Below are 26503 nucleotides of genomic sequence, written 5' to 3' on the forward strand. Positions count from 1 at the left end.
ATGAGATTTTTCTCAATAAAAAATCAGGCAGAGAGATGCCACCTAATTTTGTAGAAAGTTCAGATGCGCCCGGATGTATCTTAAGAATTGCTGATCGTTTTTCACATGCAGCTTTTTCATAATGCTGCGACGGGTGGCTTTAGCCTGAATTTCGCTTACCGAGAGCAAGTGAGCCGTTTCGGCTAAGGTATAGCCGCTGGCGAGAAACATTAAGAACTGACGTTCTTCGATAGAAAAGTTGCGAGTGGTGCAGTAATGGCAGATAGTTGCGGGCACGTTGTTGCGCAGCGCACGTTTTTGCAGGATGAGGACTAATTTTTTAGTCATTTCCTCAACGTCATCTTCCCGATAGATCAGTGGCAACATGTACAGGCAGGGCCGGAACATCAGCTTATCTTTATCGTTTCTGTTGCAGATGACAACCCGGTGTTGGCGGCGGGTATGGACCGGAATCTGATAGCAATCGGCGCTGAGCCAATCTTCATCCAGGGAAATAAACGCGATGTCAGCGCGATCAATATCCTCGACAGGCAAAAAGCAAATCTCCTGATGCCACTGATTTGCCAAATGGGAGATGATAATTTTTAGTCCATGTTCGAAGTGACTGTTTTCTTCCTTGATGGCGATACTTAACATTAAAGAGTTCCTGAACCGCTGGAGGGGTAAGGGAATGTTAAGCAAAATCATAAATATTCTAAATACATGTATCCCTAAATCTGGCGTTTCGTGGGCTGAGTTGTTACCAGGCGATTTCCTGGATACCCTTGAACAAGCAGAAAAAATCAACATTCGTTCACTTCGCCAGCAACTGAAACAAAAGGCATTGACTCAGCAGGCGCTGACCGTATAATTCACGCGTTTCATCTGCATGAAGTAATCACTTCGCAATGCGCCCTTAGCTCAGTTGGATAGAGCAACGGCCTTCTAAGCCGTAGGTCGTAGGTTCGAATCCTACAGGGCGTACCATTTAAAGTTAGTCCCTATGCTCAGCTTCAACGTACCGTTACGCGCGGGACGGTTTTTCTTTTTCCAGCCAACGTTCTACCTCATAAAGACTTTGTTGGATCTCCTCTCTGAGTGAAAAATCACCCAACGGCTGCTGTTCAAGTGCTGCACACATCGTGCTGGCTGAGCGCATTCCCATGCTGGCGCAGCTGCTTTTTAGCTGATGCGTCAGACGTTTTATCCGCTCGTCGTCATGTGCTGCGCGGGCAGCGTCAATCTCATCTAATACAGGAAGAGTGTGTTGCTTAAAGAGCGCTAACCATTCGTGCACCTTTTGCCACCCCATAACCTGGATATCTCCAGCCAATTGCTGAAAATCTAACCGTTTGTTGTCATTTTCTGATGCAAGCGGGAGAGTCGCACTACCGTGCAGATAATGCGTAATAAGTCGACTGAGTTCATCCCGGGGGACTGGTTTTTGAATAATGCCAAGGAACAGGGTGCTGGTTCTTTGGCTTAGCGTTTCGTCGATGACGTGCGCGCTAAAGCCGATCAAGCTAAGTGCCGGATAGTCGTGGGCTAACTGCTGTGCCAGCGTGATCCCGTCGATATCAGGAAGATCGAAATCAACCAGAGCTGCATCGTAGCGTGTATCTTCCTGCAATATTTTTAGCGCCTCAGCGGCACTGCTGGCAGCAGTAACCTGTGCGCCATTGAGGATGAGCATTTCAGTACTGATACGTTGTGTAAGAGGATTATCCTCGATAAGCAATAAGCGTAAGCCCTGTAAAGATATGGAGCGTTGTGCGGGTTTCATGATGGGCATCGTGGTTGCCCGCAATGGCAGACGCAGCTGGAAACAACTCCCGACGCCGGGTGTGCTGGTGACGCTCAGCTCTCCCTGCATTGCCTGGGCAAGACTGGCGCTGATGGTTAGTCCGAGTCCGGTTCCACCTCGTTTACTGCTTACCTGAACAAACGGCTGAAAAATATCGTGCTGGCGGGCAGGGTCAATTCCACATCCTGTATCTTCAACCTCGATGTACCAGTTTTTGCCCTCACATCGGCTACGCAGGATGATGCGTCCCCGATCGGTAAAGCGTAGTGCGTTGTTTAATAAATTAGTAATGATTTGCCGGATGCGGCGCGGATCACCACGCAGGGAAGCGGGAACGTCATCGGCAAAATCCGCAACCAGCACGACAGGGCGACCAGCAACACGGCTGTTCATGAGTTGAAGCGTACTTTCCAGCAAGGGTTTGGGTTCAAAAGGCTCATCGCCTATCGCCACATTTTTTCCACCGGCTTCGATGGCGGAATAGTCCAGGATATCGTTGAGGATGGTCAGCAAAGACTCGCCCGAGTCGGTGATTGCGCGTAGATTTTCCCGATGCTGTGCCAGGGAGGGATTGTCTGAGAGTAACTGCGCAGTGCCGAGGATACCATACAGCGGGGTGCGTATTTCATGGCTCATGGCGGCAAGAAACGCCGATTTTGCCTGGTTAGCTTTTTCAGCTTCTGCACGGGCTTGTCGGTGTTCAGATACCATAGAACGCAGCTCGGCGGTGCGAGCTTTAACCTGTGCAGCCAGATGTTCGCGATGGCTATTGAGGGCGTGAACACTGCCGCGAAAGGCATCCATCAACCGCCCGATGGTATCCAGTTCACGAACGCCTGCGGTTTCCGGGAATGGGGAGTCAATATCCCCCTCAAGCAGACGCTGTAACGCCTGGGTTTGCTGTGCCAGTGGTCGAGTGACTGAGCGATAAACCACACGCCAAAGTATAAGAATCAGCAAACATAATGACACGCCACCTAACAGCAGCAGCAAGTGTTGCCCGCGCTGGCTGGCCTGTTTGAGATGTGCCAGTCCGCTTTGATTACGCTGGCCGATGATTTCCACCAACTGGCTGACTTCGCTACTGAAACGGGTAAATTGCTCGATATTATTCTGCGATAAGATCTGCAATTGGGTCGTGATGTCATTATCCTGGCGATACAGGGACAGCAGCTCAACATAACGGCTAATCGTATTGACGGTGTTGGCCACCTGAGTGCGCACCACGGGATCTTCAATACGTATTTGTCGGCGCTGAAGTACTCTGACGGCGGCATTCAACTGGTTTTCCAGCGCAGCCAGGTTATTCTGCGCCTGGTTATTCCCCAGATTCATCACCATTTGCTGCACGCGTAGCGCACTCAGGCGCAGTTCATTCATCTGGTTATAATATTCCAGATCGATATCGATGAGCCTGTCCAGCGCGTGTTCAGCGGCCTGCCCCTGATGGCTCTCAATCAAATCATAAATGCTGGCCTGTGTCGCTCCCGCCGACGTGGCGGCATTACTGGCCTGACCGCGTGCCATTTCGGCAACGTCAGCGGTGGCCTCAATAATTTGCTGGCTGAGTTGTTGCTGTTGAGCACGTAATTTCAGGCGTTCGCCAACCATCTCCCCCTGATGGCTTAACGACCGGGCGATTTCTTTCTCCTGCTGTTCAATGGCAGAAGTATCAAAGCCCTGTTCACGAAGGGTTTTGAGTAATGTGGTTATTTTCAGACTCTGGGCGGTTAGCATTCTCCCCTGAGCCAGCCACATATTTTCATTGTCTGCGGTGGTCAGATTTTGTGCGGAAAACAGTTCCCAGGCGCTGGCTTCGCTGAGCTGGCGTGCCATATCCATGGTTGGAATTAGCGCCTGGGTATTGGCCTGCTCAACCTGGCTGACAAAACGCAGGTTATACCAGCCTGTCAGCGTACTGATGAGAGTCAGTGCCGCCATCAGCGCAAAGCCTATCCACAGTCGTTTGGTCAGAGATAAATTCACTGTCTGGTCGCCACAGATTAAAAAGGTTGAGTCCAAAAGAGGAAAGCAACTAGGATAAAGCCTTATCAATGTTGAGGCTATCATGCGCGTATTGGTTTTCCTGTTAATCACGCTTTTTCCCGGTTTGAGTTATGCGGCCGGGTCCGCATTGCTGCGCTGGCAGGATACGCAGCAGGCAGTCCCGGAGGTGCAATCGGACGTTACTGCAAACAAAGTCTGGAAACTTTGCGCGCTGTATCCCAGCCTGAAAGACTCCTATTGGCTTTCCGTGAATTACGGCATGCTTGAGGCGGCGAGAAAATACGGAGTAAGTCTGAAGGTGTTAGAGGCGGGAGGGTATCGTCAGTTCTCCACGCAAAAAACACAAATCGCCCAGTGCCAGCAATGGGGAGCAGATGCCATATTGCTGGGTAGCAGCACGACGACTTTCCCGGATCTTTCCGCGCAGGTAGGCGCGTTGCCGGTCATTGAGGTAGTGAATGCGATAGACGATCCGACGGTGAAAGCACGGGTCGGTGTTCCGTGGTTCCAGATGGGGTATCAGCCGGGCCGCTATCTGGTCAAGTGGAGCGGCGGAAAACCGTTAAAGGTTCTGCTATTGCCAGGACCTGATGACGCCGGAGGCAGCCGCGAAATGGTGGCAGGATTCCGTCAGGCGATTGCCGGTAGTCAGGTGAACATCGTGGATGTGGCGTTGGGGGATAATGATATTGAAGTTCAGCGCAACCTGTTGCAGGAGATGCTTGAGCGTCACCCGGATGTCGATGTGGTTGCCGGTACGGCAATTGCTGCGGAAGCGGCGATGGGAGAGAAGCGGAATCCGGGGACGCCGCTAACCGTGGTCTCTTTTTACCTGTCGCATCAGGTGTATCGCGGACTTAAACGCGAAAGAATCATTATGGCTGCCAGCGATCAGATGGTCTGGCAAGGTGAACTGGCGATTCAACAGGCGATCAGGGTGCTACAAGGGCAACCGGTACCGGAAAATATCAGTCCGCCGATCCTGGTGCTCACCCCTAAAAATGCCGACAGCCAGCATGTTCAACGCTCGCTGTCTCCTGGCGGGTTCCGTCCGGTTTATCTGTATCAGTACACGTCGGCCGCTAAAAAATAACCTTCGCCGTGCTGTGTCACCAGTAAATCAGCCCGTAGCTTGTGGCGCAAACGGCGGATCAGTACATCTACGGTGCGTAAGTCTGGATTGTCTACCCGTCGTGCCGAAAGCATACGCAGTAAACGTTCGCGGCTGAGAATTTCCCCCGGATTGGTGACAAAGGCGACGAGCATTTCATACTCGGCGCGGGTGAGTTTGATCGTCTCATCGCCCAGCTCCAGGGTATGCCGGGAGACATTCAGACAGTATCCGGCAAACTGATAGCAGTTATCTTTGGTCTCCGGCTGTGCCTGGCGGGCAAGATCGATACGCCAGAGCAAATTTTTAACCCGAACCACCAGTTCACGTAGCTCCAGCGGCTTGGTGACATAATCATCAGCGCCCATTTCCAGGCCAACGATCCGGTCAATTTGATCGCTACGACCTGTCACCAGAATGATCCCCACCGTTGAGCGTTCGCGCAGGGCGCGGGTCAGCATTAAGCCATTTTCGTCCGGGAGGTTGATATCCAACAGAATGAGATCGACAGGATGTTGTGACATGATTTCACGCAGACCAGCTCCGCTGGCGGTGACAGAGACATGATAGCCTTCCTGTTCAAAATATGCCTGTAACCTCGCCTGGGTGACGGGTTCATCTTCAACAATGACAATGTGATGCGGCATCTTGATGGCGTTCTCTTTCTGTTCATATCTGTTCACATTGTGCCGTAAGCCATTCATCCTGACCAGTGTTGCTGTTCACATTTGAGAAATAAGATCCTCTGTAACTAAACCATAAGATTACAGGGGCTATTATGCGGAAACTATGGAGGGCGCTGCTCAGACCGAGCGCACGTTGGTCAGTGTTGGCGCTGGTCGTTATCGGGATTGTGGTCGGTATTGCGCTGATCGTCTTGCCGCACGTTGGTATTAAATTAACGAGTTCTACCGAGTTTTGCGTGAGCTGCCACAGTATGCAGCCGGTCTACGAAGAATATAAACAGTCTGCGCATTTTCAGAATGCCTCCGGGGTGCGCGCAGAATGTCATGACTGCCACATTCCATCCGATATTCCAGGCATGGTGAAACGTAAGCTGGAGGCCAGCAACGATATTTACCAAACCTTTGTTGCCCACTCTATTGATACTCCAGAGAAATTCGAAGCCAAACGCGCTGAGCTGGCGGAGCGCGAATGGGCGCGAATGAAGGAAAACAACTCCGCGACCTGTCGTTCTTGTCATGACTATGATGCGATGGACCACGCGAAACAACATCCTGAAGCTGCGCGCCAGATGAAGATTGCGGCCAAGGACAACCAATCCTGTATCGACTGCCATAAAGGTATTGCGCACCAGCTTCCCGATATGAGCAGCGGTTTCCGCAAGCAGTTTGATGAGTTACGCGCCAGGGCGAACGACGATGGCGAGACGCTCTACTCTCTGGACATCAAACCTATTTATGCCGCCAAAGGTGATAAAGAACCTGCAGGCTCACTGCTGCCCGCTTCTGAAGTGAAAGTGTTAAAGCGTGACGGTGACTGGCTGCAAATTGAAATTGTGGGCTGGACCGAGAGTAATGGGCGTCAGCGCGTGTTGGCGCAACTGCCTGGCAAGCGCATTTTTGTGGCTTCCATTCGTGGCGACATCCAGCAGCACGTGAAGACGCTGGAGCAAACCACCGTTGCGGAAACGAATACGCCATGGAGTAAATTGCAGGCCACTGCCTGGATGCAGAAGGGCGATATGGTCAACGATATCAAACCTATCTGGGCTTATGCCGACTCGCTCTATAACGGAACCTGTAACCAATGCCACGGTGCACCAGAGAAAGAACACTTTGATGCTAACGGTTGGATTGGCACGTTGAACGGCATGATTGGATTTACCAGTCTGGATAAACGTGAAGAACGTACCTTGCTGAAATATCTGCAAATGAATGCCTCTGACACTACGGATAAGCCGCATGGCGATAAGGGAGAAAGCAATGAAAAATAACGATCTCTTTCAGGCATCGCGCCGACGTTTTTTGCTGCAACTGGGCGGCTTGACCGTAGCTGGTATGTTAGGGCCTTCGCTGCTCACGCCGCGTAGCGCTAATGCCGCAGAGGTGCAGGGGGCAGGCGTCAAAGAGGGGATTCTGACCGGTTCTCACTGGGGGGCGATTCGTGCCACCGTGGTTGACGGTCGTTTCATTGAAGCCAGGCCGTTCGAGCGCGATAAATACCCGTCAAAAATGATCGCCGGACTCCCGGATCACGTACACGGTGGAGCGCGTATTCGCTACCCGATGGTCCGCGTGGACTGGTTGCGTAAACGCCATCAGAGCGATACCTCACAACGTGGAGATAACCGCTTTGTGCGCGTTTCGTGGGATGAAGCGCTGGATTTCTTCTATCAGGAGCTGGAGCGCATTCAGAAGACTTATGGTCCGAGCGCGCTGCTAACGGCCAGCGGCTGGCAATCGACCGGGATGTTCCACAATGCTTCCGGGATGCTGGCGCGTGCCATTGCGCTGCATGGCAACAGCGTGAGTACGGGGGGCGACTATTCCACCGGTGCCGCTCAGGTCATTCTGCCGCGCGTGGTGGGTTCAATGGAGGTATATGAACAGCAGACCTCCTGGCCACTGGTACTCGAAAACAGCAAAACCATTGTGCTGTGGGGTTCTGACCTCATCAAAAACCAGCAGGCGAACTGGTGGTGCCCGGATCATGATGTCTACGAATACTACGAGCAACTGAAGGATAAAGTGGCGCGGGGCGAGATTTCGGTCATCAGCGTTGACCCGGTCGTCACCTCGACTCATGACTACCTGGGCCGCGACAAGGTTAAGCACATCGCCGTAAACCCGCAGGCTGATGTGCCACTACAGCTGGCGCTGGCACACACGCTGTATACCGAGAAGCTCTACGATAAGCATTTCCTCGAGAACTACTGCGTTGGGTTTGAGCAATTTCTGCCTTATCTGCTGGGAGAAAGTGACGGACAGCCTAAAGATGCTCAGTGGGCGGAAAAAATCTGCGGGATTGATGCTGAGGCAATCCGTGAACTGGCTCGGCAGATGGCGGGGGGCAGAACGCAAATTATTGCTGGCTGGTGCGTGCAGCGTATGCAGCATGGGGAACAGTGGGCGTGGATGATCGTAGTGCTGGCCTCAATGCTTGGGCAAATTGGCTTACCCGGGGGGGGATTTGGCTTTGGCTGGCATTACAACGGCGCGGGCACCCCAGGTCGTAAAGGCGTTATCCTGAGCGGATTTTCTGGTTCTACCACCGTTCCACCGGTACATGACAGCACCGATTATAAGGGCTACAGCAGTACCATTCCAATCGCGCGTTTTATCGATGCGATTCTGGAGCCGGGCAAGAGCATTAACTGGAACGGTAAAACCGTCAAGCTGCCACCGTTGAAGATGTGCGTTTTTGCCGGGACCAATCCGTTCCATCGTCACCAGCAGATCAACCGTATTATTGAGGGCTGGCGGAAGCTGGAAACCGTTATCGCCATCGACAATCAGTGGACCTCGACCTGTCGATTCGCTGATATCGTATTGCCGGCGACGACCCAGTTTGAACGTAACGATCTCGACCAATATGGCAACCACTCCAACCGCGGCATTATCGCTATGAAGCAGCTGGTGCAGCCGCAGTTTGAAGCGCGTAATGATTTCGATATTTTCCGCGATCTTTGCCGCCGCTTTAATCGTGAAGAAGCCTTCACCGAAGGGCTGGATGAGATGGGTTGGTTAAAACGGATCTGGCAGGAAGGTAGCCAGCAGGGGAAAGGGCGCGGCGTCCATCTCCCGGCTTTCGACGTTTTCTGGAATCAGCAAGAGTACGTTGAATTCGAACATCCGCAGATGTTTGTCCGTCATCAGGCCTTCCGCGAAGATCCCGACCTTGAACCGCTGGGGACGCCGAGCGGTTTGATCGAGATCTATTCGAAAACTATTGCCGATATGCAGTATGACGATTGCCAGGGGCATCCGATGTGGTTTGAGAAAATCGAACGTTCACACGGTGGGCCTGGATCGCAACGTTGGCCGCTGCATCTGCAATCCGTCCACCCGGATTTCCGTCTGCATTCACAGCTCTGCGAGTCCGAAGCGCTGCGTAAGCATTACGCGGTAGGTGGCAAAGAACCGGTGTTTATTAACCCGCAGGATGCCAGCGCCAGGGGGATCCGCAACGGCGATATAGTTCGTGTATTTAACGCGCGTGGACAAGTGCTGGCCGGAGCGGTTGTCTCCGATCTCTACTCGCCGGGCGTGGCGCGCATCCATGAAGGTGCCTGGTACGATCCTGATAACGGCGGAGAAATCGGAGCGCTGTGTAAATACGGCAATCCGAACGTGTTAACCCTAGATATCGGCACGTCTCAGCTGGCGCAGGCGACCAGTGCGCATACTACGCTGGTGGAAATTGAGAAATATACCGGTAAGGTGGATAACGTGACGGCGTTCAGCGGCCCGATAAAAATGGTGGCGCAGTGTGAATATGTCCCGGCACAGAAGGTGACGTCATGATGAAACACACCTCCCTGACGACAGAACAGATGGCCTGTGTTTATGCATGGTTGGCGCAAATGTTTTCCCGGGAGCGTGACGGTGAGGGATTAGCGCAATTGCAGTCCAGCGAAATGACTGAGTGGTTCACCGTACTCAAAGGTGAACCGTCGCTTGAGGCGGATGTTCTTTTGCTGGAAGCGAAAATTGCCGCGCTCAAGGTACGTGAAGACGCTACCCTGGAACTGGCGGCTGATTTTTGCAGCCTGTTCCTGATGTCGGATAAACACGCCGCGTTACCCTATGCGTCGGCTCATCTTGAAGAAGGGCCAAACTACGGGGTCATTAAACAACTGTTATCTGATGCGGGCATGCAGGTAAGCGATACGTTTAGCGAATCAGCCGATCATCTGGCGATTTTTATCGAATTGCTGAGTCATCTGCATTTTTCTCTTGGTGAGCCAGGGGGTAGCCGTCAGCGTATTGATGCGTTGCGCAGAGAAACGCTGGAGGGGCTGTTACGCTGGTTACCGGAGTTCACCGCTAAATGCCGCCGATATGATGACTTTGGTTTCTACGGTGTGTTGAGCCAGCTACTGCTGGCATTTGTCAGGCTGGATCATCAGAACTGAGTGATGGCCTGAGCCATAGAAAAACGGGAGCACATTCGCTCCCGTTTTAACCTTATCACCGCACAACCAGCACCGGGCATTTCGCGTGGCGGACTACGGCTGCCGCCGTTGAACCCAGTAAATAAGTGCTAAACCCCGGCTTGTGTGAGGCGATGACGATAAGCTCGGCGTCAACCGCCTCCGCCAGCTTGAGGATCTGATCCTTCGGCGGGCCGTAAACAACGTGGGTCTGAGTCCTGCCGGCAGGAATATTGAACTGCTTAATAATCTCTTCGAGTTTTTCGCTGGCCTTGGCCTGCAGACCACTTCTGTCCGGAAATTCGGTAGAGTAGGCCAGTCCCAGCGAGGCATAGAACGGAACGGTAGGAATAACTGCTAAAAAGTGGACCTTCGCGGTTTTGGCATGCGCCTGGACCTGCGGCACAACATGACGAGTGAGATCGGCTTCAGAGATATCAATGGGCACCAGAATTGAGCGATACATATTCACTACCTCCTGTTTGTTTTACCTCTACCCTGAGTGTAGCGAAAGTTGTTTCTGTATAATAAGTGACCAGATCAAGGATGTGTGCATCAGTGCGGGCCAATGAAATGTGTGTGTGTCGTATGTCTGGCCGTAATGTATATGTGAGCGAAATAGTAAGACAGGTATCTTCATTAATACGTGTAATCGCAAAATAGAAAAGGGTTCTTTTTTATATGCTTTCATTGTATATTTAATTATATAGCGAGTGTTAACGCGGGATTAACTTCAGCGACTTTTACTGTTTATAGAATTTTTATTCTGAAGTTTGTGTGGTTAATGGATAATCAAACCTTGCAAGTAGAATAAAACTCTAATTTTAAACGAAATTTGATATTTACATTTCATTCTCACTAATTATGCGAGCCCCTTCAAACTTACCCATTGGCTGATTCTTATTTCTCTCTTTGCTTGATGAATATCAATAAATAGCTGCTTTAGGATATTTATTGTCTACCTCTAAAAGGGTATTCGTCTGATGGAAATAAAAGATGAGAAAAATAAATAAAACTATCCTATGGACGATGCTGCTGTGCATTGTTCTTGGCGCAGTTATTGTTTTGGCGGGGCAATGGACATTACATAAAACCTCGAGTACAGAATTCTGTTTGTCTTGCCATACGATGCAGGCGTCCTACGAAGAATATACCGGCTCGGTTCACTTCCAGAATCAGAAAGGCATTCGCGCAGAGTGCGCGGACTGTCATATCCCGGAGGGCGGTCTGGATTTTCTGGTGGCTAAGCTGCGGGCCTCAAAAGATGTTTATCATCAGTTCATAACCAAAAAAATCGATACCCCGGAAAAATTTGAAGAACACCGTCTGGAGATGGCGCAAACCGTTTGGGCACAGCTCAAGGCTAATGATTCTGCGACCTGCCGTAGCTGCCACAGTATGGACGCCATGGATCTTGCCGCACAAAGCGCGGATGCTCAGAAGATGCACAAAATGGGCATCGCGGAAAAGCAAACCTGTATTGATTGCCATAAAGGCGTCGCCCATTTCCCACCTGAAATAAAAATGGATGACAGTGCGCTTAAAGGACTTGAAGCGCAGTCAGCCTCCACCCCAGCTTCAGCAACTGAACTTTATGCTGTAAGCAACACCGCGTTGGGCGATCTGGGAACTGTTTACCCGGCAACCAAAATGCAGGTCCTGAAAATAACGGACAATGCGCGACTGGTCGAGATTCGCGGTAGCCAGATGCAAGGAAGTGAACAGGTTATTTACTACGCAGCAGGGCAGCGTTTGATTCTTGCCAGCCTGAGTGAAAAAGGTCAACAGTCGCTGAAGATCCTCTCCGACTGGAAAAAAGATGACTACGGCAATGCGTGGCGAGATGTCGTGCTGCAGGGCGAATGGAGCGGTTCCGCACTCGCCAGCCGTGAACCTATGTGGGATTACGCGCGCAAACTCGACAATGTTTACTGCGCGGGCTGTCATGCGCCAATTCCGGCGAATCACTTCACGCTCAACGCCTGGCCTTCAGTAGCCAAAGGGATGGGCGCTCGCACCAATATCAGTGAAACCGAACTGGATATCCTGAGCCGTTACTTCCAGTACAACGCTAAAGACATGAATAAATAAGCGATCAATCAGGAGAAATCATGAAACTCACAAGACGTGACTTTATTAAGACGGCTGGCGCGGCAACCGGGACAATGGCGATTTCTTCGGTGATCCCAATGCCAGCCTGGGCCGAAGGCCAGAATGGCGGAGCAATCCTGACGGCAGCACGTTGGGGTGCGGTATACGTGGAAGTAAAAGACGGAAAAGTGGTTTCCTCAAAAGGCGCGTTGCCGAAAACGGTGCCGAACTCATTACAGCAAACCGCGCCAGATCAGGTTCATACCAATATCCGCGTTAAGTATCCGATGGTGCGCAAAAGCTATCTGGAAAACCCGGGTAAAGCGGATGGCAAGCGCGGTAACGATCCCTTCGTGCGGGTCAGCTGGGAGCAAGCGCTGAAGCTCATTCATGAACAGCACAGCCGGATCCGCAGCAGCTATGGTCCGGCTTCGATATTTGCCGGTTCTTATGGCTGGCGATCCAGCGGCGTTCTGCATAAGGCGCAAACCTTACTGCAACGCTATATGAGCATGGCCGGTGGCTACGCTGGGCATACCGGAGATTATTCAACCGGTGCCGCGCAGGTGATCATGCCTTATGTTGTGGGATCGGTTGAGGTTTATGAGCAGCAAACCACCTGGCCGATGGTGCTTGAGCACAGTCAGGTCGTGGTGCTGTGGGGGATGAACCCGCTCAACACCCTTAAGATTGCCTGGAGCAGCACGGATGAACAAGGGATCGAATACTTTAATCTGCTGAAGAAATCAGGGAAAAGCGTCATCGCCATCGATCCGATGCGTTCTGAAACCATCGAGTTCTTTGGTGATAATGCGACCTGGATTGCGCCACATATGGGGACCGATGTGGCAATGATGTTAGGGATCGCCCATACGCTGGTGAAGAAAAACCTTCACGACAAAGCCTTCCTGGAAAAATACACCACCGGATATCCGCAGTTTGAAGAGTACCTGCTCGGCAAGAGCGATAAAGTAGAGAAAACCGCCGAATGGGCATCTGGCGTGTGTGGCGTGCCTGCTGAGCAACTGGAAAAGCTGGCGGAAATTTTCTCCAGCAACAAAACCATGCTCATGGCAGGTTGGGGGATTCAGCGCCAGCAATACGGTGAGCAAAAACACTGGATGCTGGTGACTCTGGCGGCGATGCTGGGGCAAATTGGTACCGAAGGCGGCGGCTTCGGGTTCTCTTATCACTATTCCAACGGCGGTAATCCAACGCGCATCGGTGGGGTCTTACCGGCGATCTCCGCCAAAATTGAGGGTGGGTCATCGGCAGGTAATGACTGGGCGGTTTCCGATGCGGTGACCAGCCTGCCGGTAGCGCGAATTGTCGAAGCGCTGGAAAACCCAGGCGGCAAATATCAACATAACGGTAAAGAGCAAACCTTCCCGGATATCAAAATGATCTGGTGGGCGGGCGGCGCTAACTTTACCCATCATCAGGATACCAACCGCTTAATCAAAGCCTGGCAGAAGCCTGAACTGGTTGTCATCTCTGAATGCTACTGGACCGCTGCGGCCAAACACGCCGATATCGTTCTGCCAATCACCACCTCGTTTGAGCGTAACGATCTGACCATGACCGGTGATTACAGTAACCAGCATCTGGTACCGATGAAGCAGGTCATTGAGCCGCAGTTTGAAGCGCGTAGTGATTTTGACGTATTTGCCGATCTGGCTGAGATGCTCAAGCCGGGGGGGAAAGCTGTCTACACCGAAGGCAAAGACGAAATGGCGTGGCTGAAGCAGTTCTATGACGTCGCGCAAAAAGCCGCCCGCGCCCAGCGTGTCGCCATGCCTCAGTTCAACGCGTTCTGGCAGCAGAATAAACTGATCGAAATGCGTGAGAATGAAAAGAATAACAAATATGTGCGCTACGCGGATTTCCGCAGCGATCCGGTGATGAACGCACTCGGAACGCCGAGCGGCAAGATAGAAATCTACTCGAAAACGATTGAAGGCTATCAGTATAAAGACTGTCCGCCGCATGCGTCCTGGATTGAACCGGATGAATGGAAAGGAACTGCGGATAAAGATCAGCTGCAGCTACTGACGGCGCACCCGGCACATCGTCTGCATAGCCAGCTGAACTACGCGTCGCTACGTAAAGAGTACGCAATTGCCAATCGTGAACCGGTGACGATTCATCCGGATGACGCAAAAGCCAGAGGGATTGCCGAGGGCGATCTGGTCCGCGTATGGAATGCTCGTGGACAGGTTCTGGTTGGGGCGCACGTCAGCGACGGCATCAAACCGGGCATCATCTGTATTCATGAAGGCGCATGGCCGGATATTGAAAACGGTATCTGTAAAAATGGCGGCGCGAACGTGCTGACGGCGGATATCCCGACTTCAAGACTGGCGAACGGCTGTGCCGGGAATACCAGCCTGGTATACGCAGAAAAATACACCGGTGAAGCGCCAAAACTCACCGTCTTTGATGAGCCAGCAATTGTCACCATGTAATGATGACTGATAAACGGGGGCCGTAAGGCTCCCGTTTTTTATTGCTGTTTGGGCAACGTTTTACTGTTGTTACTCAGCCAGCACTATCACATCTCCCGTTGCCGGGGCGTCAGTTCCCGGTAGCCACAATCGCCCCCACGAACCGGTGCAATGACAGCCGAGCAGTTTTTCGGGTTGCTGTTGCTGAATAAATTGTCGGGTCCGCCATAGCTTAGCGGGGGAGGCGGCGCGTAAATGAAAGCCACCGATCAGGGCGTGAATTTTGGTAACCCCGGTGATTTTCTGGCAATGGCGTACGATGTTCTCTATTCCCCGATGCCCGCAACCGGTAATGATGACTAACCCGCGTGCAGATTTATAGATCAATACGCCTTCGTCACTGATGTAATCTGGCTGGAGTGTTTTCTCGCTAATCACGCCATAGGACTGTGGCGTGGGGACACTGATTTCCCCGGACCACAAAAAACGATCGCTGATAGCCAGCGGCTCGCGGGTGTATTCCATTATGAATCGAGAGTAGTTGTTATCACGCGAGAGTTTTTTAATTTTTCGTGGTATTCCCGCAACCGTTATCGATGCGTAACGCTCGCAGGCCAGTTGAGGATGGCAAATGATACGGCTGTTATCCGCAAGCCACGGCACGCCGCCGCAGTGATCATAATGACCGTGCGACAGCACTACGGCGGTTAATTGGGTCAGGTCCACGCCCATTTGTGCAGCGTTATGCATGAAGCTGCCGTCCGGCCCGGTATCAAACAATATTGTGGTTGTTTCATCCTGAACTAACAGACTTAATCCAGGCTTGGCCAGTATTGATTTTTCTGCGCCAGCAGCGCGTCGGTTTTCAAGCAGCACTGTGAGGGTTAAAGCCATGCCTGACTCCCGTATTAAAACGGCATACTGTAATGCATCGCTTTTGAGAGCGCTGTGATCGCAGCGCTCTTTAGCGTTATCCGTTATTCACGCACAATTTTGCCTGCGTTTCCTGCATCGCTGTCATTCCAGCTACCGTGACCATTTGTTTTAATGGTGTAAGTGGCATAACCGACGCGGAAGGTCATCGTATCCTTATAGGTATTTACGTCACGCACTTCATTACCATTGACGTAAACGCCGGAATCTTCGACGTGAATATCAACGCTGCGTTGACCACTGGCAAATTTGGCTATGTAATTTCCGCTGAATTTGCCATCAATACCGGCATTATCGTGGTTATCCGTGTTAGTGGTATTTTGCTGTTTTTCACCATGATGATGACGATTCTGCTGGCCGTTACTGTTCTCAATAAAGCCATGATCGCGGTTCCACTGATAGGATTTATTCACATCGCAGCCATTGAGTTCACTCATCTGCGTACAACCTGAACGTTCATACTTTTTCTGCATTGCCGGGGTAATTGCACATGCTGTTGTGGCAGTTGTCAGGCCAAGGACAAGGAGGGTTAGCAGACGTTTATTCATTTTTTACTCACTATCATCATTAAATTTATTTATAGGAATGCGAACTTTTTGACTGTCATGTTTACGACGACGGCAGTCTCCCATTAAATATTAATGAAGCATACCAGGGGGAATCCTAATTTATAATTAGGGTGGGGTGGTGAATGCTGTAATACGCAACATAATAAGCTGTTTATTTACTTATTTTATACAATCCGGGTAGAGAGCTAAGATGTATTTACTTTTAGAAGAAGGATTTAATGAGTTATTAATATTGACATTAACGATGAAGTGGGACGCGGGCTTGTATATAAACAGGCCCGCGTGGGGAGAGTAGTCCACAATATTCAAACTTCGCGTATTTATGGATGTCGTTGTCAATATAGTTCGTCTTTACCCCTGAGTGGAGATCTGCGCGCGGTGCTGCTCGGCCTGTACCTCATGAGCAAATGAATGGCCGTTGTTTACCGATTGGTGAACAACCATCGCTTTTTCATGTTCATTCATTTGTGAAAATGATTGCGCATTGGTTGATGTTGACGATGAATTATTTGCCTGCGCGGCGTGTGCTTGTGCCATTTGTTGATGTGCAGGAGCGTCGCTGTTATTCATCATTTCATGAGCCATTGCGGCCTGCTGATGCATTTTGGGTGTTTCTGCCGCATTAACGCCAGCTGAAATAAAAAACGCGATAGCTAAAAAAGAGGACATCTTATTCATCATATTTCTCCTGTTTGGGTTTACGAAAGAAAGTATAATTAATAGGGGCTGTCAGTGGCGTGACAGGATTATGACGGTTGTGTCAGACAACAGGTGATGACGGGTATAAGCGTCATCACCATAAATTAAATCGCGTGCTTGGGCAGCGTCAGAATAAAGCGAGTGGCATGAGGGTCGGAAGTCACCGAGACTTTTCCTTGATGGGCAGTCACAATTGATTTCACAATCGCCAGACCAATGCCGCTGCCTTCGCCCTTACGCTGTCGTGAAGGGTCCACTCGATAAAAGCGGTCAAAGAGTCGCGGAAGATGTTGCGGGGGAATGGGGTTTCCGGGATTCTCAACGACTATCTGCACCTGGCCATCCGCCTCTTTCACCCGCACGGTTACCGACTCGCCTTTTGGCGTATAGCGCATGGCATTTGACAGCAGATTACTCATTGCCCGGCGTAACATTAATGGGTCGCCTGAAACCCAGCATGCGCGTCCTTCAAACCGTAAACCAACCTCACGCTCTTCAGCCCAGGCTTCGAAAAAGTCGAACACTTTACCGACCTCATCAGCCAGATTGAGCGCTTTTTTTTCTGGGATCAGCTGATTGTTATCCGCCTGCGCCAGAAACAGCATATCACTCACCATCTTCGACATACGGCCAAACTCTTCGAGATTGGAATACAGCACATCTTCCAGCTCTTTTTGGCTGCGGGTCTGGCTGAGCGCAATCTCCGTTTGGGTGACGAGGTTAGTTATTGGCGTGCGGATCTCATGGGCAATATCCGCTGAGAAGTTCGACTGGCGTTTAAATACGTCTTCGATGCGTTCGATCATATGATTAAACGAACTCACCAGTTGTTCCAGTTCAATAGGAACAGCTTGCGGATCGAGGCGTACATCGAGATCTTTCGAGGTGATATTTTGGATGCGACGACTGACGTTACGAATCGGTTCATGACCTTTGTATACGGCGAACAACACGATAAAAACAATCATCATGCTAATCAGCGATGCTGTCATAATCAGCTTGTTTTTCAGATCGTTAATATAGTGCAGATGAAAGTCGATCGATAATGCCAGATACAGCGTATACGCTGGTTTTCCATCGGCAAGTTGTCCTACCGGCAGGCGAATCATTCGCCAGTTAGACGATGTTTTCTGTCCGTGGATATGTTTGGAGGTTTGCAGTGTGGGGCCTGAGATAATAAAAACATCGCTGGCATGAGCATTTTTATCCGGCCTTGCACTGGCGATAAACTGCCGGAGATCCGGCGCATTGGGCGAATGGAAAATGGCCTTTTGGTTGTTATCTTCCAGAGAAATAATGACGTTCGAATAACCCGCCACCACATTTTTTAGCGTTTCCAGGCGGCGTGATTCTGGCTCGTTGGGTTGGTTAATAATCCTCTCCAGCGTGGCGCTAATCTCTTGTAAATCGTTGATGTCCTGCTCGGCGAAGTGGACTTTCACGGAGTGGATCATTATCCATGCAAAGGCGAAAAATGAAGCAATTGTCGCCAGGCTGATAAAAAAGGTCAGTCGTGTCGCCAGTGAAAAAGGGCGCCGCCATCGTTTACTGGTCATCAGGAACCTCAAGCATATATCCCACACCGCGCACGGTCTGAATCAGTTTCGGCTCAAAATCGTTATCAATTTTGGCGCGCAGACGCTTAACGGCGACGTCGATGGCATTAGTATCGCTGTCAAAATTCATATCCCAGACCTGGGAGGCGATCAGTGAGCGGGGTAAAACTTCCCCCTGATGGCGCAGGAAAAACTCAAGCAGCGTAAACTCTTTGCTGGTCAGGGTGATGCGCGTACCGCTGCGGGTGACTTTCCTGCTGACCAGATCGACCATTAAATCCGCGACCTGAAACTGGCTTTCAACAATCACCGCAGCGCCCCGGCGCAGCAGCGTTCTGACCCGTGCCAGCAGTTCGGCGAAGGCAAACGGTTTAACCAGGTAATCATCAGCACCTAATTCCAGACCTTTAACCCGATGTTCAATGGTACCCAGTGCGGTGAGGAGAAGAATGGGCATTCCTTTGTTGGCGGAACGCAGCATCCGCACGATATCCCAGCCGTTTACATCCGGCAGCATGATGTCGAGTATGAGCAGGTCGTAATCGCCGGTCATAGCCAGGTGATACCCGTTCAGGCCGTTATCCGCCAAATCCACAACAAAACCCGCTTCCGTCAGGCCTTTCGTCAGGTATTCACCGGTTTTTTTCTCATCTTCGACTATCAAAACCTTCATCGCATTCTCCTTCTCGCACTGGTTGTGCGGACTTTCAATTCTAGGGAAGCGGGATCGGATAGCAATCTGTTATTGGGAAAATGACAGTATTGTCATTTTCCTGTCACCGGTTAAACAGAGTCACTTCGTTAAAGTACAAGACTATAAATTCCTACTTATTTTAGGGACATCAGTCCGGTCAGGACGAGAAGAACTATGAGCAAATTTAAGCTTCTTACTCTCAGCGCTATATTCGTGCTCGCTGGTTGTTCATTGGCGCCGGACTATCAGCGCCCGGCCTTGCCGGTGCCACAGCAATTTTCTTTAAGCCAGAATTCCCTGGTGTCGGCTCCTGGTGAATACCAGGACACGGGGTGGCGAACCTTTTTTGTTGACGACCAGGTGAAGGCGTTGATTGGTGAGGCGCTGATCAATAACCGCGATTTACGCATGGCGACGCTGAAGGTTCAGGAAGCGCGAGCGCAGTATGGCGTCACGGACGCTGACCGTTATCCGCAAATCACGGCAGGCTCCAGCGGTACCTACAGCGGTAAATTAAAAGGTGATAGCAGCACCGATCGTGAATTCGAAGCTGGACTCAATCTCAGTTTCGACCTGGATTTCTTTGGGCGGCTTAAAAATATGAGTGAAGCCGAACGGCAGAACTTCTTCGCCAGCGAAGAGGCGCGTCGGGCGGTGCATATCTTATTAATTTCCAACGTGTCGCAAAGCTATTTCAACCAGCGTCTGGCTTACGCGCAGTTGCAAGTTGCCGAAGAAACGCTGCAAAACTATCAGCGCTCTTATGCTTTTGTAGAGAAGCAACTGATAACCGGTAGCACCAACGTACTGGCGTTGGAACAAGCGCGCGGTGTGATTGAAAGTACGCGTAGCGAAATTGCCAAGCGTAAAGGTGAGTTGGCACAGGCCAATAACGCGCTGCAACTGTTGCTGGGTACATACGGGAAATTACCCGATGACCAGGCGCGCAGCCGTGGGGATATTAAACCGGTAACGCTGCCGCCATCGTTGTCGTCGCAAATACTGTTGCAGCGCCCGGATATTATGGAAGCTGAGCACGGATTATTGGCGGCAAATGCCAATATCGGTGCTGCGCGGGCGGCATTTTTTCCGTCGATAACGTTGACCAGTTCCGTGTCCAGTAGCAGTAGCGATCTTTCCAATTTATTTAATGCCTCCAGCGGCATGTGGAATTTTGTCCCCAAAATAGATATTCCAATCTTCAACGCCGGACGTAATCAGTCCAATCTCGACCTGGCAGAAATTCGCCAGCAACAGTCAGTAGTTAATTACGAACAAAAAATTCAGAACGCGTTTAAAGAAGTGGCGGATGCACTGGTGTTACGCCAAAGCATTGCCGATCAAATTAGTGGGCAGCAGCGTTATCTGGATTCATTGCAAATCACACTACAGCGCGCCAGAGCGCTTTATCAGAATGGCGCAGTTAGCTATATCGAAGTATTAGACGCAGAACGTTCTTTATTCGCTACGCGGCAATCGCTGCTCGATCTTAATTACGCCCAACAGGTTAATGAAATTAAACTGTTTGCTGCCTTAGGCGGCGGTTGGGTGGAGTAATCCTTAATATTAACTTTTCAGGAGCATGATGTATGAATACTACCGCCAAAGCCGTACTGTTTAGCCTTTTCTCTGTGGTTATGTTTAACGCCCAGGCCAATGAAAATCAGCATGGCGAGATGATGAATATGCAGCCAGCGGCTCAACAGGAACAACTCATTAGCGCTAACGGGGTGATTGAAGCTGTTGATATGGAGAGTAAAAAAATCACGATTAAGCATGACCCTATTCCAGCGGTGAACTGGCCGGCCATGACGATGCGCTTTACGCTGGTTGCTGATACGAAGGCTGATGATATTAAGCCAGGCGATAAGGTCGCGTTTACGTTTGTTCAGCAGGGAAATCTCTCTGTGTTACGCGATATTCACATCAGTAAATAACGTTCTCGCTGGTCTCTTTTATTCTTGCCCGAGTTTTTTGCGAACGCGGGTGAGACTATCGCGCAATGGAAATCACTATGGCGTCTTTAAATATTAAAAATACCGCGCTTATTCTCGGTAGCATGATTGCCGGCGGGATTATTTCTGTCGGTGTTTATACTTATTATTCATCGGTAAAAATATCGTCTGTAGCCGGGCCAGTTCAGCAAAAAGAAGCCAGAAAAGTGTTGTTCTGGTATGACCCCATGTATCCGAACACGCGCTTTGATAAACCGGGTAAATCGCCGTTTATGGATATGGATCTGATCCCGAAATATGCCGATGAAGAGACCGCGAACGCGTCATCGCCTAGCGTGCGCATCGATCCTACACAGACCCAGAACCTGGGGCTGAAAACAGAGCCAGTGCGTCGTGGACCACTGCACTACACGCAAACTTTCCCGGCCAACGTTAGTTATAACGAATACCAGTTTGTTATTGTCCAGGCACGCTCTGCGGGCTTTATCGAGAAGGTTTACCCGCTGACCGTGGGGGACAAAATTAAGAAGGGTTCGCCGCTGATCGACCTGACTATTCCTGATTGGGTTGAGGCGCAGAGCGAATATTTATTGCTGCGTGAAACGGGCGGTAGCGCGACGCAGGTGGAAGGGATTCTGGAGAGATTACGTCTGGCTGGAATGCCTGAAGCAGATATCCAGCGCTTAAAATCGACGCGTAAAATTCAGACTCGCTTTACCCTGAAAGCGCCTATCGATGGGGTGATCACCGCATTCGATTTGCGTACCGGTATGAATATTTCCAAAGACAATGTGGTCGCGAAAATTCAGGGTATGGACCCGGTATGGGTTAGCGCGTCGGTCCCGGAATCTATCGCCTGGCTGATTAAAGATGCCTCGCAGTTTACCATCACCGTGCCCGCCTGGCCGGATAAGCCTTTCACCATCAGCAAGTGGAGTATCTTACCAAGCGTTGATGCTACCACGCGTACGCTCCAGCTCCGTTTACAGGTCGATAACCCCGACGAGGCGCTCAAGCCCGGGATGAATGCTTACCTGCAACTGAAAACACAAAGCGAGCCAATGCTGCTGATTCCGTCTAAAGCACTGATTGATACGGGTACCGAGCAGCGGGTCATCACCGTTGATAACGAAGGCCGATTTGTGCCGAAACAGGTTGCGGTATTCCATGAATCCCAGGGGCTGACGGCTATCAGCTCCGGCCTGACCGAAGGCGAAAAAGTGGTGTCCAGTGGCCTGTTCCTGATTGATTCCGAAGCGAATATCTCTGGCGCACTGGACCGTATGCGCGCCCAGAACAGTAAGGCGCAAGATGCAGCCGCCATGCCAGCCCAGGCGACCCATTCACACTGAGGACATGATAAATGATTGAATGGATTATCCGTCGTTCGGTGGCAAACCGTTTTCTGGTGATGATGGGGGCGCTGTTTCTTAGCGTCTGGGGAACCTGGACCATCATCAATACGCCGGTTGATGCGCTGCCCGATCTCTCTGATGTTCAGGTGATCGTCAAAACCAGCTATCCGGGGCAGGCGCCGCAAATTGTTGAAAATCAGGTGACCTACCCGCTGACCACCACCATGCTGTCGGTACCGGGTGCGAAAACCGTGCGCGGTTTCTCGCAGTTTGGTGATTCCTACGTGTACGTCATTTTCGAAGATGGTACCGATCCTTACTGGGCGCGCTCGCGCGTACTGGAGTATCTCAACCAGGTTCAGGGAAAATTACCGGCTGGCGTTAGCGCGGAAATGGGACCGGACGCCACGGGCGTCGGCTGGATATTTGAGTACGCGCTGGTGGATCGCAGTGGGAAACATGATCTGGCGGAATTACGCTCTCTTCAGGACTGGTTTTTAAAGTATGAGTTAAAAACGATTCCTAACGTGGCGGAGGTCGCTTCGGTAGGCGGCGTGGTTAAACAGTATCAGGTCGTTATCGATCCGATGAAGCTGACGCAATATGGCATCAGCCTGGCGGACGTGAAATCGGCGCTGGATACGTCGAATCAGGAAGCGGGCGGCTCATCTGTTGAGATGGCTGAAGCGGAATATATGGTCCGCGCCAGTGGATATCTGCAAACTCTCGATGATTTCAATAACATCGTCCTGAAAACAGAGGCCGACGGTGTACCTGTTTACCTGCGCGATGTGGCGCGCGTACAGATTGGGCCGGAAATGCGCCGTGGGATCGCCGAACTGAATGGCGAAGGCGAAGTCGCGGGCGGGGTGGTTATCCTGCGTTCCGGTAAAAATGCGCGTGAGGTGATCTCTGCCGTTAAAGCCAAACTCGACACGCTGAAAAGCAGCCTGCCGGAAGGCGTAGAGGTAGTTACAACATACGATCGCAGTCAGCTCATCGATCGCGCCATTGATAACCTCAGCTACAAGCTGTTGGAAGAGTTTATCGTCGTGGCGCTGGTGTGCGCACTGTTCCTGTGGCATCTGCGTTCGGCGCTGGTGGCGATTATTTCCCTGCCGCTGGGGCTGTGTATCGCGTTTATCGTGATGCATTTCCAGGGTTTGAACGCCAACATCATGTCGCTAGGGGGAATTGCCATTGCCGTCGGGGCGATGGTTGATGCCGCAATCGTGATGATTGAAAACGCCCATAAGCGGCTGGAAGAGTGGGGGCATCAGCATCCGAATGAAAAGCTCGATAACGCAACGCGCTGGAAGGTTATTACTGACGCCTCGGTAGAAGTCGGCCCGGCATTGTTCATCAGCCTGTTGATCATCACGTTGTCGTTTATCCCCATTTTCACGCTTGAGGGGCAAGAGGGGCGACTGTTCGGCCCGCTGGCGTTCACCAAAACGTATGCCATGGCAGGGGCGGCATTTCTGGCGATTGTGGTTATTCCTATCCTGATGGGATTCTGGATCCGTGGAAAAATACCGGCCGAAAGCAGCAACCCGCTTAACCGTTTTCTGATCCGTATTTACCATCCGTTGTTGCTGAAGGTGTTGCACTGGCCCAAGACCACCATTCTGGTGGCGGTGCTTTCAATACTGACGGTTGTCTACCCGCTGAATAAAGTCGGTGGTGAATTCCTGCCGCAGATTAACGAAGGCGATCTGCTGTATATGCCTTCGACATTGCCGGGGATCTCAGCGGCGCAGGCAGCGGATATGCTGCAGAAAACCGACAAGCTGATCATGACCGTTCCGGAAGTGGCGCGCGTGTTTGGTAAAACCGGTAAGGCAGAAACCGCAACAGACTCCGCGCCGCTGGAAATGGTTGAAACGACGATCCAACTGAAGCCGCAGGACCAGTGGCGTCCGGGGATGACAATGGACAAAATCATCGCCGAGCTGGACAAAACCGTACGCTTGCCGGGGCTGGCGAATCTGTGGGTTCCGCCGATTCGTAACCGTATCGACATGCTCTCTACGGGGATCAAAAGCCCAATTGGCATTAAGGTGTCGGGTAATGTTCTGGCAGATATCGACGCCACGGCGGAGCAAATTGAAGAGGTGGCCAGAACCGTGCCGGGTGTCTCTTCGGCGCTGGCCGAGCGTCTGGTGGGCGGACGCTATCTCAACGTAGATATTAATCGTGAAAGAGCGGCCCGGTACGGCATGACCGTAGGTGCTGTGCAGCTGTTTGTCACTTCAGCGGTAGGAGGGGCAATGGTGGGCGAAACGGTGGAAGGGATTGCACGCTATCCTATCAACCTGCGCTATGCGCAGAGCTATCGTGATAGCCCGGAAGCATTGCGTAATCTGCCGATTCTGACGCCCATGAAACAGCAAATTACGCTGGCGGATGTCGCCGATGTGACGGTGGTTTCGGGGCCTTCGATGCTGAAAACCGAAGATGCGCGACCAACCAGTTGGATTTACATCGACGCCCGAGATCGTGACATGGTCTCAGTGGTGAACGATCTGAAAAAGGCTATTGCTGAAAAGGTCCAGTTAAAGCCGGGGACCAGTGTGGTGTTTTCGGGGCAATTCGAGCTGCTTGAGCGCGCCAGCCATAAGCTCAAGTTGATGGTGCCAATGACGCTGATGATTATCTTCGTCTTGCTTTATCTGGCCTTCCGTCGCTTTGGCGAAGCGCTGCTGATTATCACCAGTGTGCCTTTTGCGCTGGTGGGCGGCATCTGGTTCCTTTACTGGATGGGGTTCCATATGTCGGTTGCAACCGGAACCGGATTTATCGCCCTGGCAGGTGTTGCTGCGGAGTTTGGCGTGGTGATGCTGATGTACTTGCGCCACGCTATTGAAGCCGAACCCGCGCTGGAAAATCCGCAAACCTTTACGGCGGACAAGCTGGATGAAGCGTTATATCACGGTGCCGTGCTGCGCGTGCGGCCAAAAGCGATGACCGTGGCGGTGATTATCGCGGGTCTGTTACCTATCTTGTGGGGGACGGGAGCAGGCTCAGAAGTCATGAGCCGCATAGCCGCGCCGATGATTGGCGGCATGATCACCGCGCCATTGCTGTCGCTATTCATTATTCCGGCTGCGTATAAGCTGATGTGGTTGCACAGACACCGCGGTCAAAAATAATGCTCTAAAGCGCGCGCCTGCATTCGGATTTGTTGCCGAAGCAGGCGCCGCGTTATACCTCCAGTGCCTTCACGCGTTTGCGGTACTCACCCGGCGTGCAGCCAAATTCCCGTAAAAAGACTTTATGGAATGACGATTCGCTGGCGTAGCCTACCGACTCGGCCACCACAACCAATGGCTGCGACCCGCGAGACAGCATCTGGGCAGCGAATTGCAGGCGTAAAGTGGTTAATACTGCGAGCGGCGTGGAGTTTGAGACTTCACGAAATAACTGCGCGAAGCTGGCCCGTGACATATGCGCACGTTTCGCCAGTTCTTCGACGGTCCAGGCAAACGCCGGTGACTCCAGCATCATGAAGACGACAGCCCCTAGTTTGGGATGAAGCAGTAGATTCAACACGTTTTGAACGGGGGTCGCCCTGGTTAACCATTCGCGAACGGCTAAGGCAAACAGTGTGGCGCATTGTTGACTGCAGACTACACTGGAACCTGGTAGCGTACTCATGGATTCCTGTTGCATCAGCTCAATCATAGCCTTAAGCCAATGGCCGACAGGGCTATTTTCATCAGGTGCCAGAACTAATACTTCCGGTAATGCAGTTAAAAAATAGCGTGAGGAAGCGTGCAATCGAAGGCTGCCACAAACAATGTGTGTTTGTTCATCGCCAGACTGGCAGAGCCGATGTGCGGAGTTTTGCGGCAAGAGCATGATAGTACCGGGCAGCAGAGTAAAAGATGTCCCATCGGGCATGTCCAGTTGGGCTGCCCCTTGTGTGACCGTATGCCAGCGGATAATGGACAATTCACCTGCTGCGTGCGGCAGTTGCCAGTCCCTGCTCAGCAGGCAATTTTGATCGATCGAGCCTTGTGGGTCGTTAAGCATCAGTAATCGGCTAAGGGCATCCATGGAGACTCCTGAACATTTTTTGTTGTCGTTTATTGAAACGATATTATCTCTTTATTTTATTATTAAATTAATACCTTCAAGGTGTTAGTGTAATAATTCATTCTCGAAATGTTAGTCATCTTTAAGGCTAA

Annotated in this window: 21 protein-coding genes and 1 tRNA gene; 12 read left to right on the forward strand and 10 right to left on the reverse strand. The window is 51.4% G+C overall.

Translation table 11 applies throughout. The features are described 5' to 3' along the window. Positions 1 to 42: 42 nt before the first annotated feature. A complete protein-coding gene (gene fimW / locus OGY68_RS07105; RefSeq protein WP_008784010.1) occupies positions 43 to 636 on the reverse strand; it encodes a fimbria biosynthesis transcriptional regulator FimW in 594 nt (197 codons plus the stop codon). A 34-nt stretch (positions 637 to 670) separates the two neighbouring features. Between fimW and OGY68_RS07110 the strand changes: the two genes are divergently transcribed. Together OGY68_RS07110 and OGY68_RS07115 are read left to right on the forward strand one after the other, a co-directional pair. Beyond that, positions 671 to 850, forward strand: coding sequence for a hypothetical protein (locus OGY68_RS07110; RefSeq protein WP_003831122.1), 180 nt, complete (start codon positions 671 to 673; stop codon positions 848 to 850). 39 nt (positions 851 to 889) lie between these two features. Next, a tRNA-Arg gene (locus tag OGY68_RS07115) sits at positions 890 to 966 on the forward strand. 37 nt (positions 967 to 1003) lie between these two features. Here OGY68_RS07115 and torS read toward each other — a convergent pair. Further along, entirely contained in the window at positions 1004 to 3769 is a 2766-nt protein-coding gene (torS, locus tag OGY68_RS07120) for a TMAO reductase system sensor histidine kinase/response regulator TorS (RefSeq protein WP_071941337.1), read from the reverse strand. Positions 3770 to 3851: 82 nt separating this feature from the next. Between torS and torT the strand changes: the two genes are divergently transcribed. Continuing rightward, positions 3852 to 4883, forward strand: coding sequence for a TMAO reductase system periplasmic protein TorT (gene torT, locus OGY68_RS07125; RefSeq protein ID WP_057068622.1), 1032 nt, complete (start codon positions 3852 to 3854; stop codon positions 4881 to 4883). Here torT and torR read toward each other — a convergent pair. Continuing rightward, entirely contained in the window at positions 4856 to 5548 is a 693-nt protein-coding gene (gene torR, locus OGY68_RS07130) for a two-component system response regulator TorR (RefSeq protein ID WP_020996565.1), read from the reverse strand. The two genes, torT and torR, sit on opposite strands and share 28 nt — an antisense overlap. Before the next feature lie 131 nt (positions 5549 to 5679). On the opposite strand from torR, the gene torC reads away from it, so the two are divergent. The 3 genes from torC to torD are packed head-to-tail and all read left to right on the forward strand — an operon-like array spanning position 5680 to position 9999. Next, entirely contained in the window at positions 5680 to 6858 is a 1179-nt protein-coding gene (gene torC / locus OGY68_RS07135; RefSeq protein ID WP_003831126.1) for a pentaheme c-type cytochrome TorC, read from the forward strand. Beyond that, entirely contained in the window at positions 6848 to 9388 is a 2541-nt protein-coding gene (torA, locus tag OGY68_RS07140; RefSeq protein ID WP_057068624.1) for a trimethylamine-N-oxide reductase TorA, read from the forward strand. The genes torC and torA overlap by 11 nt, the downstream gene beginning before the upstream one ends. Beyond that, positions 9385 to 9999, forward strand: a complete 615-nt coding sequence (gene torD, locus OGY68_RS07145; protein WP_032942598.1) for a molecular chaperone TorD — start codon at positions 9385 to 9387, stop codon at positions 9997 to 9999. The genes torA and torD overlap by 4 nt, the downstream gene beginning before the upstream one ends. Positions 10000 to 10054: 55 nt before the next feature. On the opposite strand, the gene uspF is transcribed toward torD, so the two are convergent. Beyond that, entirely contained in the window at positions 10055 to 10483 is a 429-nt protein-coding gene (uspF, locus tag OGY68_RS07150; protein WP_003831130.1) for a universal stress protein UspF, read from the reverse strand. Between the two features lie 530 nt (positions 10484 to 11013). Between uspF and OGY68_RS07155 the strand changes: the two genes are divergently transcribed. Both OGY68_RS07155 and OGY68_RS07160 read left to right on the forward strand, forming a co-directional pair. Continuing rightward, on the forward strand, positions 11014 to 12108 hold the full coding sequence (locus OGY68_RS07155) for a NapC/NirT family cytochrome c (RefSeq protein ID WP_057068626.1): 1095 nt from the start codon (positions 11014 to 11016) through the stop codon (positions 12106 to 12108). Positions 12109 to 12128: 20 nt separating this feature from the next. After that, a complete protein-coding gene (locus tag OGY68_RS07160; protein WP_032942601.1) occupies positions 12129 to 14573 on the forward strand; it encodes a trimethylamine-N-oxide reductase 2 in 2445 nt (814 codons plus the stop codon). 69 nt (positions 14574 to 14642) lie between these two features. Here the strand turns inward: OGY68_RS07160 and OGY68_RS07165 are convergent, their stop codons facing one another. The 5 genes from OGY68_RS07165 to cusR all read right to left on the reverse strand — a co-directional run bounded on the left by OGY68_RS07165 (position 14643) and on the right by cusR (position 18982). Further along, positions 14643 to 15446: an MBL fold metallo-hydrolase gene (locus OGY68_RS07165; protein ID WP_032942603.1), complete on the reverse strand. Its 804-nt coding sequence runs from the start codon at positions 15444 to 15446 to the stop codon at positions 14643 to 14645. Positions 15447 to 15529: 83 nt separating this feature from the next. Further along, entirely contained in the window at positions 15530 to 16033 is a 504-nt protein-coding gene (locus tag OGY68_RS07170) for a hypothetical protein (RefSeq protein WP_032942605.1), read from the reverse strand. Between the two features lie 372 nt (positions 16034 to 16405). Continuing rightward, positions 16406 to 16732 (reverse strand): PcoE/SilE family metal-binding protein, encoded by a 327-nt coding sequence (locus OGY68_RS07175; protein WP_020996562.1) that lies wholly within the window; start codon positions 16730 to 16732, stop codon positions 16406 to 16408. Positions 16733 to 16857: 125 nt separating this feature from the next. Next, a complete protein-coding gene (locus OGY68_RS07180) occupies positions 16858 to 18309 on the reverse strand; it encodes a Cu(+)/Ag(+) sensor histidine kinase (RefSeq protein WP_032942607.1) in 1452 nt (483 codons plus the stop codon). Further along, a complete protein-coding gene (gene cusR, locus OGY68_RS07185; protein ID WP_003831137.1) occupies positions 18299 to 18982 on the reverse strand; it encodes a copper response regulator transcription factor CusR in 684 nt (227 codons plus the stop codon). The genes OGY68_RS07180 and cusR overlap by 11 nt, the downstream gene beginning before the upstream one ends. A gap of 195 nt (positions 18983 to 19177) precedes the next feature. Here cusR and OGY68_RS07190 point away from each other — a divergent pair, with 195 nt between their 5' ends. The 4 genes from OGY68_RS07190 to OGY68_RS07205 all read left to right on the forward strand — a co-directional run bounded on the left by OGY68_RS07190 (position 19178) and on the right by OGY68_RS07205 (position 25465). Continuing rightward, the gene (locus OGY68_RS07190; protein WP_008784022.1) at positions 19178 to 20560 is read left to right on the forward strand and encodes an efflux transporter outer membrane subunit; all 1383 of its coding nucleotides are present in this window, start codon (positions 19178 to 19180) and stop codon (positions 20558 to 20560) included. A gap of 32 nt (positions 20561 to 20592) precedes the next feature. Further along, positions 20593 to 20940 (forward strand): cation efflux system protein CusF, encoded by a 348-nt coding sequence (gene cusF / locus OGY68_RS07195; RefSeq protein ID WP_057068636.1) that lies wholly within the window; start codon positions 20593 to 20595, stop codon positions 20938 to 20940. 77 nt (positions 20941 to 21017) lie between these two features. Next, positions 21018 to 22310, forward strand: coding sequence for an efflux RND transporter periplasmic adaptor subunit (locus OGY68_RS07200; RefSeq protein WP_057068637.1), 1293 nt, complete (start codon positions 21018 to 21020; stop codon positions 22308 to 22310). Between the two features lie 11 nt (positions 22311 to 22321). Beyond that, positions 22322 to 25465 carry a CusA/CzcA family heavy metal efflux RND transporter gene (locus OGY68_RS07205; protein WP_286580829.1) on the forward strand — a complete coding sequence of 1048 codons (3144 nt, stop codon included), beginning with the start codon at positions 22322 to 22324 and terminating at the stop codon, positions 25463 to 25465. Between the two features lie 52 nt (positions 25466 to 25517). Here the strand turns inward: OGY68_RS07205 and rclR are convergent, their stop codons facing one another. Beyond that, on the reverse strand, positions 25518 to 26372 hold the full coding sequence (gene rclR / locus OGY68_RS07210; protein WP_032942614.1) for a reactive chlorine-specific transcriptional regulator RclR: 855 nt from the start codon (positions 26370 to 26372) through the stop codon (positions 25518 to 25520). Positions 26373 to 26503: the final 131 nt, after the last annotated feature.

The organism is Citrobacter sp. Cpo065, from assembly GCF_030332805.1.
Classification (GTDB): Bacteria; Pseudomonadota; Gammaproteobacteria; order Enterobacterales; family Enterobacteriaceae; genus Citrobacter; species Citrobacter portucalensis.

What these genes read in the sequence shown, in the direction of transcription:
- uspF (WP_003831130.1), bottom strand. Translation starts at nt 10,483, where the DNA reads ATGTATCGCTCAATTCTGGTGCCCATTGATATCTCTGAAGCCGATCTC.
- OGY68_RS07175 (WP_020996562.1), bottom strand. Translation starts at nt 16,732, where the DNA reads ATGAATAAGATGTCCTCTTTTTTAGCTATCGCGTTTTTTATTTCAGCT.
- cusF (WP_057068636.1), top strand. Translation starts at nt 20,593, where the DNA reads ATGAATACTACCGCCAAAGCCGTACTGTTTAGCCTTTTCTCTGTGGTT.
- cusR (WP_003831137.1), bottom strand. Translation starts at nt 18,982, where the DNA reads ATGAAGGTTTTGATAGTCGAAGATGAGAAAAAAACCGGTGAATACCTG.
- OGY68_RS07200 (WP_057068637.1), top strand. Translation starts at nt 21,018, where the DNA reads ATGGCGTCTTTAAATATTAAAAATACCGCGCTTATTCTCGGTAGCATG.
- OGY68_RS07110 (WP_003831122.1), top strand. Translation starts at nt 671, where the DNA reads ATGTTAAGCAAAATCATAAATATTCTAAATACATGTATCCCTAAATCT.
- OGY68_RS07205 (WP_286580829.1), top strand. Translation starts at nt 22,322, where the DNA reads ATGATTGAATGGATTATCCGTCGTTCGGTGGCAAACCGTTTTCTGGTG.
- OGY68_RS07165 (WP_032942603.1), bottom strand. Translation starts at nt 15,446, where the DNA reads ATGGCTTTAACCCTCACAGTGCTGCTTGAAAACCGACGCGCTGCTGGC.
- rclR (WP_032942614.1), bottom strand. Translation starts at nt 26,372, where the DNA reads ATGGATGCCCTTAGCCGATTACTGATGCTTAACGACCCACAAGGCTCG.
- torC (WP_003831126.1), top strand. Translation starts at nt 5,680, where the DNA reads ATGCGGAAACTATGGAGGGCGCTGCTCAGACCGAGCGCACGTTGGTCA.
- OGY68_RS07155 (WP_057068626.1), top strand. Translation starts at nt 11,014, where the DNA reads ATGAGAAAAATAAATAAAACTATCCTATGGACGATGCTGCTGTGCATT.
- fimW (WP_008784010.1), bottom strand. Translation starts at nt 636, where the DNA reads ATGTTAAGTATCGCCATCAAGGAAGAAAACAGTCACTTCGAACATGGA.
- torD (WP_032942598.1), top strand. Translation starts at nt 9,385, where the DNA reads ATGATGAAACACACCTCCCTGACGACAGAACAGATGGCCTGTGTTTAT.
- OGY68_RS07190 (WP_008784022.1), top strand. Translation starts at nt 19,178, where the DNA reads ATGAGCAAATTTAAGCTTCTTACTCTCAGCGCTATATTCGTGCTCGCT.
- OGY68_RS07160 (WP_032942601.1), top strand. Translation starts at nt 12,129, where the DNA reads ATGAAACTCACAAGACGTGACTTTATTAAGACGGCTGGCGCGGCAACC.
- OGY68_RS07170 (WP_032942605.1), bottom strand. Translation starts at nt 16,033, where the DNA reads ATGAATAAACGTCTGCTAACCCTCCTTGTCCTTGGCCTGACAACTGCC.
- torT (WP_057068622.1), top strand. Translation starts at nt 3,852, where the DNA reads ATGCGCGTATTGGTTTTCCTGTTAATCACGCTTTTTCCCGGTTTGAGT.
- OGY68_RS07180 (WP_032942607.1), bottom strand. Translation starts at nt 18,309, where the DNA reads ATGACCAGTAAACGATGGCGGCGCCCTTTTTCACTGGCGACACGACTG.
- torA (WP_057068624.1), top strand. Translation starts at nt 6,848, where the DNA reads ATGAAAAATAACGATCTCTTTCAGGCATCGCGCCGACGTTTTTTGCTG.
- torR (WP_020996565.1), bottom strand. Translation starts at nt 5,548, where the DNA reads ATGCCGCATCACATTGTCATTGTTGAAGATGAACCCGTCACCCAGGCG.